The following is a 9,097-nucleotide window of genomic DNA, read 5'->3' on the forward strand; positions in this document are numbered from 1 at the left end:
CAGCCCTGCATACTTCAGCCTGCCCGGCGATTGAGGGCGAGCGCCTTCAGCGCGAACGGGGTCTGGGGCGGAGCCCCAGGAACCCCGGCTGCCGACCATGCGTGGCTGAGCGCGCAGTTCCCCGCGCCCCTGGCGGGGCCCGTGCTGGCCAGCCCTGCATACTTCAGCCTGCCCGGCGATTGAGGGCGAGCGCCTTCAGCGCGAACGGGGTCTGGGGCGGAGCCCCAGGAACCCCGGCTGCCGACCGTGCGTGGCTGGTCGCGCAGTTCCCCGCGCCCCTTGGCGGGGTCGGCGCCGGCCCGCACCACCCCGCACACCGCAGCACGCACCACGCACTCCCCCCTCAGGCCACCGCCACCCCGTACTCCCCCACCAACTCCCCCAGCCCGCCCCGATACCCCTTCCCGCCCGGCACGAAGTCCCAGTCCCCGCCCGCGCGTCGCCGGAACGACCCCAGGACCAGGGCCGTTTCACCGGGGCGTCCGTCCGAGACGGGGAGCCGGTCCAGCTCGCCCCCCGTCCCGTCCCGAAGGCAGATCGCCGCCTCGGTGAAGCCCGCCAGATCCTGGCCGGGGTTCGCCTCCGGATCCACCGCCGCCACCAGCACCAGCCGGTCCGCGCCTTCCGGCAACGCGTCGAAGACCACCCGTACCGCCGCCCGGTCACCCCCGACCCCCGGCACCATACGGACCGAACTCCCAGGGTTCTCCGGGTTGTTGAAGAACACGAAGTGCTCCTCGGCCAGCACCCGCGCCCCCCGGCACACCAGCGCGCACACGTCGAGCTCGACCGCCCCGGCCCACGTCATACCGAGCACATTGAAATCCTCGGCGCCCCCGGACTCGCCCCCCGCCGGCTGGGCGGAACCACTCGGCGCCCCCGCACCCCCCGCACCCCCCGGCCCCCCGAGCCGCCCCCGCAACCCGTGCTGACGCAGCAGCTCCACCAGCTCCTCCCCGGACACCAGCGTCAGCGGCTTGCCCTCGGCGAAGCGGTACGACCCGGGCCCGAAGCCGGACGTGGTCACCAGGACACCCTTGTTGGCCCCGGCCCCCTGCACGGTCCCGTACAGATCGCGTACGGCGGTCGGCGGCACCGTATGGCGATAGCGCTTGACCTGCACGATGATCCGCCCGCCGCTGATCGGGTCCGGGTCGAGCGCTTCGACGTCGACGCCGCCGTCGTTGGAGCGCTGCGTGGTCAGCGCCTGCATGCCGCGCGCACGGAACAGCTCGGCGACCAGGTCCTCGAACGCGATGGGGTCCATCGTGAACAGGTCCGGCTCGTCCCCGCCGCCGTGCGACACCACCCCGCTGCCCACGTCGGCGGGCCGGCGCCCGGGGCGTACGGCGGCGCGCTGGTCGGGCTTGGCGGACAGCTGCCCGCGCACCGCGTCCACCAGGCAGTCCACCGCGCTGACCTGCCCGAGATTGAGCCGTGCGAACGTGGCGCGCGGCACGCTCACCGCGGCCAGGAAGATCTCGGCGCGGCGCCCGGTGGCCGGATCGACGTCGTCGACGAACCCGTTGAGCACGACCGATTCGAGCACTCCGAACTCATCGGCCGCGAACAGGTCGCGCAGCACGAGCAGCACACACTGCGCGAGCGCGTCCCGGTACAGCGCGCGCCGCTGCGTGACGGGCCGCGCGGTCTCCTTCTCGGTGTCCGAACTCGCCACGTACCGTACGGACTTGACCTCCGGCACGACCTCGATGCCGGGCAGCTCCCAGTCGAGCACGAGCTGGCGCGCACCCCGGTCGAAGGCCGCGCTCACCTGGCGCGGGAACCCCTCGGGCCAGGCACCCGACGCGTACAGGGCGGCCGTGAAGTAGTCGACGGCGGCCTCGGGTTCGCCGGCCCGCAGCGCGTCCACCAGCTGGGCGAGCCCGGCGTTGTGGGCGCGTACCTCGGCGAGCTGCGCGGCGGCCCAGGCGTCGTACTGCGCCCGGTAGGCGGCGAGTTGGCGTACGCGGTGCGCCTCGGCGGCCTGCGCGGCGTCCCAGTCCTGCCGGTACCTGGCCTGCGCCTCCTGCTGCGCCTGCGCCCGCCGCCCGGCCGTCCAGCCGCCCTGGGCCTGATAGTGCGCGGGGTCGGGCATCGTCACGGGCTGCGCGAGCTGCCCGGGCTCGAACGGCGCGACGGCCTCCGGTCGCGTCAGCGCCGCGACCCGGAACGGCGCCGCCCGGCACCCCTGCGCCAACAGCCCGCCCAGCTCGGCGACTTGCTGCTCCAGCTCCTGCGTCCGCAGCCGGGCATCCGCCTCCCGACCCTGCCGGTACGCCGCCTGCTGCTCGCGCTGCGTCCGGGCGAGGTCACGCTCGTACGCCCGCTGCCGCCGCTCCTCCTGCACCACCGCCCGCTGCTGCGCCTCCCGCTGCCGCTGCTGCTGCCGCTGCGCCTCGGCCCACACCCCGACCAGCCCACTGGACCGACGACTCATACCCAACCGCCCCTCTCCCCGCGCCCCGCGCCCCGAAAGGCAGGTGTCCCGGGACTCGCCAGCCCCGGGACACTCCTTCGCACGTGCCGCACTCGTCGCGCCAGGGCCCCAGCCCGGCGAGAGCGCTCGAACGATCATAGCTCTGGCCTGCGAAGCAATGACCACGAAACCGACACCACGGGCACCACCGAAGTACTCTCTCCACAGGCCAGGGAGAGGGCATGACAGCGTGGGCAAGCGGCGTTACGTGGCGCGCGGGGCGCCGGGCGGGTACCGGATCTGGGACAACAAAGGACGCCGCTTCTGGGGCGACCTGTACGAACTCTGTCCCGACGACCTCCTGACCGAACTGAACGGCGGCGCGGACCCGCAGCGGCTCACGGCTCTCCTCAAGCGGTATCGGGCGCTGAAGCGGTAGCGGCCCGTCACCTGCCGAGGCCTCTCGCGACGCGCGCGGCCCGGGACAGCTCCGTCCACGGGGCCCACGACCATGCGTGGCGGCTGTCACGCGGACACGAACCCGCCCCGGGTGCGACGTGAGCCCTGGCCGTGACCGCACTCGTCAGCCCTGCAAGTGGCGCGCCCACACGGCCTTGATCTGCTCCCCCTGCTCGGCCGTGATGACCCCGGCCTCCAACGCCACGGTCACGAGATCGGCGCCGGCGGCCAACTTGACGGCCACGAAGGCGTCATTCATACGGTCCGAGTTCCGGGGCGTTCCGACGTGCCCGGGGTCCAGATCCCCCGGCAGGAAGTTCGCCACCTCGCCGTCGTGACTCTCGAACGCGGCCCGGTCCATCCTTACGTGGACCCGCTTGGTACCTATGGTGACCACGGTCCCGTGTGACCCGTGGTGATACAGGGGTCTGTCACTCGGCCCCCTGACCGTGACCTTGTCTCCGACCTTGAAGCTGCTCAGAGTCCTACCACTGCCGAACATGCGAGTCCCCCTCCAGGACGTACGGATCATGACGCGCGGAGACGCGCGGAGTGACGCCAGTCTGCCCTCGAACCGCTCGGGCTGATCACGCGTCGAAGTCGTACTCCAAGACGTAAGAGGCCGCGTCGAGAGTCATCTCGTTGATCTCGACCGGCTGCCCCTCACCCGCGTACGCGGTTCGGCAGATGAGGATGACCGGCGTACCGGAGGCCATGCCCAGCCGTGCCGCCTCGTCCTTCGAAGGCATCCGGGACCGGATCTCTTCGCGGAAGTGCACGGGCTTGAGACCGAGTTCGGCGAGCCTGGCATAGGTGCCGCCGGGCCCGGTGTCCTCCTGAGTGATGGCGGATCCGGCCACCAACGTCATGGGCAGGTAGCTCGTGGCGAGCAGGACAGCCTTCCCGTCCAGGACGAACCGTCGGCGCCGGACGCACACAGCCTCGGCCTCGCCCAACTCCAGGACGGCGCCGATGTGAGCCGGAACCGGCTCCTCCGAGACGGACAGCTGATCGACCTCGAGTACGCGATCACCCGTATCCGCGGACCAGACGGAACGGCCACTGCCCCAGTGCTCCTGGGCAAGCCGCTGGATTCCACGGCGCCGGAGCGGACGGAAGGACCGCACGAACACACCGGCACCCTTACGGGCCTCGGCGATGCCTTCGTCGCGAAGCACACTCAGCGCCTGTCGAGCCGTCATGCGCGCCACGCCGTGCGCGGCCATCAGCTCGTTCTCCCCCGGAAGCCGGTCACCGGGACCGTACTCGCCCGACTCGATCGCATCGCGCAGGAAATCCGCGATCCGCTGGTACTTGGGCCGACGGTCGTCGTCGGTGTTGACCATCTCCGGAAGCCTCCCTCGCTCTTCTCTAGACAGCCTAGGCCACGGCTTGGGGGCTTGCTCCCTGTGCGTGACCACGGCACCACTACAGGAGCCGACCTCTCCCGCCTTCCCTGCGGTTGACATCTCTAGAGAGGTAGCGGAATTCTGAGGATGTCTAGAGATGTCGCACTGGCGCGGAGCGCGACTGTGGCGGAGTTCCGTGGCCCCGCGCGCCCTGGGCCGCCGTACGCAAGCCGGACCCGATGCCGGGCCGAGCTCCTGGACATGGCCAACAGCGATAGGAGCACCAGCGTGTTCAACCGCATCCGCCGCACCGCATCGCAGATCGGCGAACGGCTCTCCGGCAGGCATCGCCGACATCACCGCCACCCCTCAACTGCCCATTCCGCCAAGGCCCTTCGCCTGCGAGACAGCGACCACAGGGCGCCGCAGCCGGCTACACATCCGCACAAACACACCGAAGTACTGCCCGGCGAGGAGACGGCTCTGGTCCGCCCGTATCTGCTGCCGTCAGAGCGACCACCACGGCACGCGCCGCCGGTCCTCGCGGCCTCTCGGACCGAGAGGCCGTACCGCTGGGCGGGGAACGTCTGATGCCGCACCTCCCCCACCACCAGGTTCGTGCCTCGCAGAGAGCTCTCGACGGCCCGTACCGATCGAGTTCGTGCCGGGTCGGCCAGCACCGCGAGTGCGCGCACACCGCAGCGCAAACAGCGCCCACCGGCGTCCCGCGCAACGATGACCCCATCCGACGAACTTCGCCTCCTGCCCTGGTCGAGCCCGGACGGCAAACCTTGCTACCTGAGCACCGACAATCCGGCCGGCCGCCTGTCCCGCTTGGCAGACGAGGTGGAAGCGGTACAACTCGACCTCGCCCACGAGTTGATGCGGCATGCTCTGGACCTGCTCGCCGTCAACACGATCAACCAGGCGGAGATCCGACGCGTGTCGGAGACCCTGATCGAAGCCCTAGGCGGCGCTCTCCGCGTAGCAGCACTCCGCGGACACCGCTTGGCAAGCCTGGGCGCTCCACCACCGGCCGTCGTCGCGGACTTTCACCCCGGCTCGGCCACGGGCATGGAGACGAGCGGCGTTGGCCTTCCTCCGCTCCGCAAAAGACGGTGACAGTACGCCAGCAACTCGCGGCAATGGGCGCACTCTGCCAGTGCAGGCCACCAGCGCGAGGCCATCAGCCGCGTTGCGGTCAAGGACGGATGCCAAAGGCCCCCAGCCAACCTCGACTGGGGGCCTTCACCCACGAGCCCCCTGTCGGGTTCGAACCGACGACCCCCGCTTTACAAGTTCGCTCGGTCCCGGCGCGGCTACGGCCTGCCTTGCGCCCGGGTGCCACTTCAGACTGCCAAGGTACGCCACTGATCGTGGCCGTTGATGTCGGCGTTGGATGTCAGCGGAACAACCCCGGCACGGGGCAAGCTTCCAAAGGCTCGTGCGGCCGATCGACCCAACCCCACCAGACGTGCCGACTGGGGCAGTTCCAGAGAGACCGACAGACCCGCCGACCATCGTCCTCCCGCCGGGATGGGCGGACACTGCCCGCATGCGCGGTGCCGATCCCACAGCTGGGCCCCGCACTACGCCCAAGCGCGCTGTCACTGCCGGTTGATCGGAACCTCGTAGACGATCTCGCACAGCGCGGCGGGCACGACGATGTCGGCCGTCTCCACGGGGCGCCCCTGATCGCTGTAGTACGTCCGCCGGATGTGCGTGACGAGAGCACCCTTCTGGATGCCGAGCAGTGACGCCTCCTCGGCGGTGGCCTGCCGCGGCTCCGGCTGCTCCACGGCATGGCCCACCGTGATCCCGATTTCGGCCATACGGTTCACGACGCCCGCTCCGGCGTGCGGCCCGCCCTCGGGAAGGACGACGATCGTCCCCGCGGTGAGGTCGTAGGGCTCCCAGCTCGTGGAGAGCTGCACGGGCCGGCCGTCAGCGAGGAACTCGTAAACGGTGCGAACGCAGAGATCGCCCTCCGCGATACCGAGCCGCGACGCGATCTCACCCGGCGCCGGAACCTTGGCATCGGTCCGGCTCTCCCAGCCACCTTGACGCCCCAGGGCCCGCATGTCCGAGCGGAACGGAGAGCCGTCGGGCTGCTCGCGCGCCGCAGAGCGAACCACACGCACGCGCTCCCGTGGCTCGGCGACGTACGTCCCGGACCCGGCCCGCCCCTCCAACACGCCCTGCGAGATCAGCAGTTCCTGCGCCCGACGAATGACGTTCTCGCCCACACCGCACTCCTGAGCGATCTGAGCGCGGGAGGGCAGCCGATCGCCCGGCGTCCACTCGCGATCCTCGATGCGCCGCCGAAGGACTTCAGCGATGCGGAGATAGGGCGGCTGCTGAGGCATATGGAAAATCTAGTCCACTAGCTCTAATCTAGTTAACTAGCTTCACTCAATGTGATCAGCGGTGACGGAGGCTGCCCTGTGCCTGCTTCAGACGTGAGCGCGGGGGCCATCGCCGCCCAACTCTCCGCCCTCGGGCTCACCACGCGCGTGGAGGAGCATGCACGGCAGACCGCGATCGAGGCGGAGGTGCCCGACCACCTCCCCACCGAGACATGGCAGGAGGCTCTGGACGTGGTCGCAAAGGCCGACCGCTTCGGACTTCTCGCCACCAGCCTGGGCGGTCGCACGTTATGGGCCGCCGTACGCAAGCCAGCCCCCGCGACGGACAACGCCCCGGGGCCTGGCCAACAGCGATAGGAGCACCATCGTGTTCAACGGCATCCGCAGCGCCGCATCGCGGTTCAGCGAACGGCTCTCAGAAAGGCGCCGGCAACGCCGGCGTCCCCCAACTGCCGTTTGCACCACGGCCAATCACCCGGCTGGTAGCGATCGCCGGGCGGCGCAGATCCCTGGGCAGCCACAGAAGCACACTGAGGTGCTGATCGGGGAGGAGACGGCCCTAATCCGCCCGTACCTGCTGGCATCCGAGCAACGAGCACAGCAGCGCGCCACGATGCTCGCCCTTCGCGCTCGGGTCGAAACGCCTTACTGCTCGGCAGAGGTCCTCTGATGCCATACCGCCGCCTCCAGTCTCTTGCAGCGCAGAGGACTTTCGAAGCCCCGTACCGATCGAGCCCGTACCGATCGAGCCCGTGCCGGGTCGGACAGCACCGCGAGTGCGCGCATTCTGTGCCGACAACAGCGCCGAGCGACGTCCCCGTGATCTACGAGGCCTGCACGTGCTCGTGCCACACGGTCTCCGACCGGGATACGACTGCCGGGGTGTCCCCGTGAAGAACTGGACCTCCGGACGTTCCCTGACGGCCCCTGTCGAAATCACCTCGACCAACGTGCGATGCGGCGACGTCATCCTGACCGGCGCCCGCCCGTGCCGTGTGACGTACCTCGGCCAACTCCCAGGTGGAGCCAAACGGCCCCTCTTCGAGTCAGGCGAACAGTTGACGATGTACGTCCACACTCGATTGATCACATCGAGGGGGCCGTCAAGGTGGTGACCCGGCCCGCCCCGCCCCTCCCGTACGCAATCGCCGACGACCTACGCGCCCGGATCACGACGGGACGCCTCAAGCCCGACGAACGCCTTCCCTCGGAAGCCCAACTCGCTGCCCACTACAGGGTCAGCACGCCAACCCTTCGAAACGCCTTGTCGGTCCTCCAGGGCGAAGGGCTCATCGAGAAGATCCACGGCAAAGGAAACTTCGTGCGCCGCCGTCTTCATCAGGTCACATACGTCGGCGGCGGCCACATGGCCATCGACCGTGATGCCGCAAGGGTGACCCTCCGCGTCACAGTCCGCACCACCAAGATCTGGGCGCGAGGTGACTTGGCCTCGCTACTGAAGGTGCCGCTCCACAGCCCGCTGACCGAACTGCGCTGCGTCGGCTACGAGGGCGATTCGCCACACAGCCTGATCCGCTTCTACGTCCCGCGCGACCTGGCACCGGCCAACACATCAGCCGAGCTGCCCTGTTGGGGATCGGTCGAGGCGAGCTTGGCAGAGCGGCGACCAGCACTCGCCGACACCGAGGAGAAGGTCGGCGCCCGCCTTCCGACTCGGGGCGAAGCTGCGGCCCTGCGCATCAGCACGGCGCTGGCCATCCTGGCAATCACCCGGGTCTCAACCGACATCACGGGCCGCGTGGCCGAAGCGGCCCACCTCGTCCTCCCCGGCGACCGCGCCAACGCCCTCTTCACCACCCATCGCATGACGGCAGAGAGGCTGGCGCAACGATGACCCCGCACGATGAGCTCCGCCTCCTGCCCTGGTCGGGCCCGGACGGCAAACCGTGCTTCCTGAGCACCGACGACCCGGCCAGCCGCCTGTCCCGCCTGGCGGACGAGACGGAAACACAACAGCTCGGCAGGGCTGCTGAGTTGGTGGCCCGTGGAGTGGAGCTGCTCAGCGACGAGCAGACAGAGCGACCGGCGCTTGAACGCATGGCGGCGGCCCTGATCGAAGCCCTACAAACCACCCTTCGCGTAGCAACAAGCCGCGGCCATCGCTTGGCGGTTGCGGACCTCACACCCATGTCAGTCTGTGATCCTCTTCAGAGGCCAACGGGGGCGCTCGACTAGCAGCCATTCGTAACCGAACGACAAGAGGCCCGGATCCTGATCCGGGCCTCTTCCTGTTACGAAAGGCAGCCTGAAGGCATTGGCGTGCGACCTCTTCGTCCCGAAGCAACTTAGCGGGGCGCTCGACCTTGGGCCGGTGTGCTTCTCACCTGCTGGGACGGTCCGCAAAGGTCCGCGGCTGTGCGCCGCTGTGCGTCGGCGTTGTCACGCAGTTACTGACCTTGAATGCGTGATGTCGTCATGGTGGCTGGCGTCGGAGGCCGGTGCCGGTGAGGCAGCCGTTGAGGACGTCGTGGCGGTACTGGAGC

General features: G+C 69.6%; 8 protein-coding genes. 4 read left to right on the plus strand and 4 right to left on the minus strand.

What is annotated here, in order from left to right:
• Positions 1 to 343 precede the first annotated feature (343 nt).
• Positions 344 to 2,440, minus strand: a complete 2,097-nt coding sequence (locus tag ACFYM2_RS23660) for a restriction endonuclease (protein WP_388838867.1) — start codon at positions 2,438 to 2,440, stop codon at positions 344 to 346.
• Positions 2,441 to 2,669: 229 nt separating this feature from the next.
• Between ACFYM2_RS23660 and ACFYM2_RS23665 the strand changes: the two genes are divergently transcribed.
• Entirely contained in the window at positions 2,670 to 2,858 is a 189-nt protein-coding gene (locus ACFYM2_RS23665) for a hypothetical protein (protein WP_359006906.1), read from the plus strand.
• A gap of 144 nt (positions 2,859 to 3,002) precedes the next feature.
• On the opposite strand, the gene ACFYM2_RS23670 is transcribed toward ACFYM2_RS23665, so the two are convergent.
• Positions 3,003 to 3,275, minus strand: coding sequence for a hypothetical protein (locus tag ACFYM2_RS23670; RefSeq protein ID WP_359006905.1), 273 nt, complete (start codon positions 3,273 to 3,275; stop codon positions 3,003 to 3,005).
• A gap of 190 nt (positions 3,276 to 3,465) precedes the next feature.
• Complete coding sequence (locus tag ACFYM2_RS23675) at positions 3,466 to 4,224, minus strand: GntR family transcriptional regulator (protein WP_359006902.1); 759 nt, start codon at positions 4,222 to 4,224, stop codon at positions 3,466 to 3,468.
• A 738-nt stretch (positions 4,225 to 4,962) separates the two neighbouring features.
• On the opposite strand from ACFYM2_RS23675, the gene ACFYM2_RS23680 reads away from it, so the two are divergent.
• A complete protein-coding gene (locus ACFYM2_RS23680) occupies positions 4,963 to 5,349 on the plus strand; it encodes a hypothetical protein (RefSeq protein ID WP_359006900.1) in 387 nt (128 codons plus the stop codon).
• A gap of 485 nt (positions 5,350 to 5,834) precedes the next feature.
• On the opposite strand, the gene ACFYM2_RS23685 is transcribed toward ACFYM2_RS23680, so the two are convergent.
• Positions 5,835 to 6,593: a GntR family transcriptional regulator gene (locus ACFYM2_RS23685; protein WP_388838871.1), complete on the minus strand. Its 759-nt coding sequence runs from the start codon at positions 6,591 to 6,593 to the stop codon at positions 5,835 to 5,837.
• 78 nt (positions 6,594 to 6,671) lie between these two features.
• Here ACFYM2_RS23685 and ACFYM2_RS23690 point away from each other — a divergent pair, with 78 nt between their 5' ends.
• Positions 6,672 to 6,950, plus strand: coding sequence for a hypothetical protein (locus ACFYM2_RS23690; protein WP_388838874.1), 279 nt, complete (start codon positions 6,672 to 6,674; stop codon positions 6,948 to 6,950).
• A 751-nt stretch (positions 6,951 to 7,701) separates the two neighbouring features.
• Positions 7,702 to 8,448 (plus strand): GntR family transcriptional regulator, encoded by a 747-nt coding sequence (locus tag ACFYM2_RS23695; protein WP_388838877.1) that lies wholly within the window; start codon positions 7,702 to 7,704, stop codon positions 8,446 to 8,448.
• Positions 8,449 to 9,097: the final 649 nt, after the last annotated feature.

The organism is Streptomyces sp. NPDC006711, from assembly GCF_042869775.1.
Taxonomy (GTDB): Bacteria; Actinomycetota; Actinomycetes; order Streptomycetales; family Streptomycetaceae; genus Streptomyces.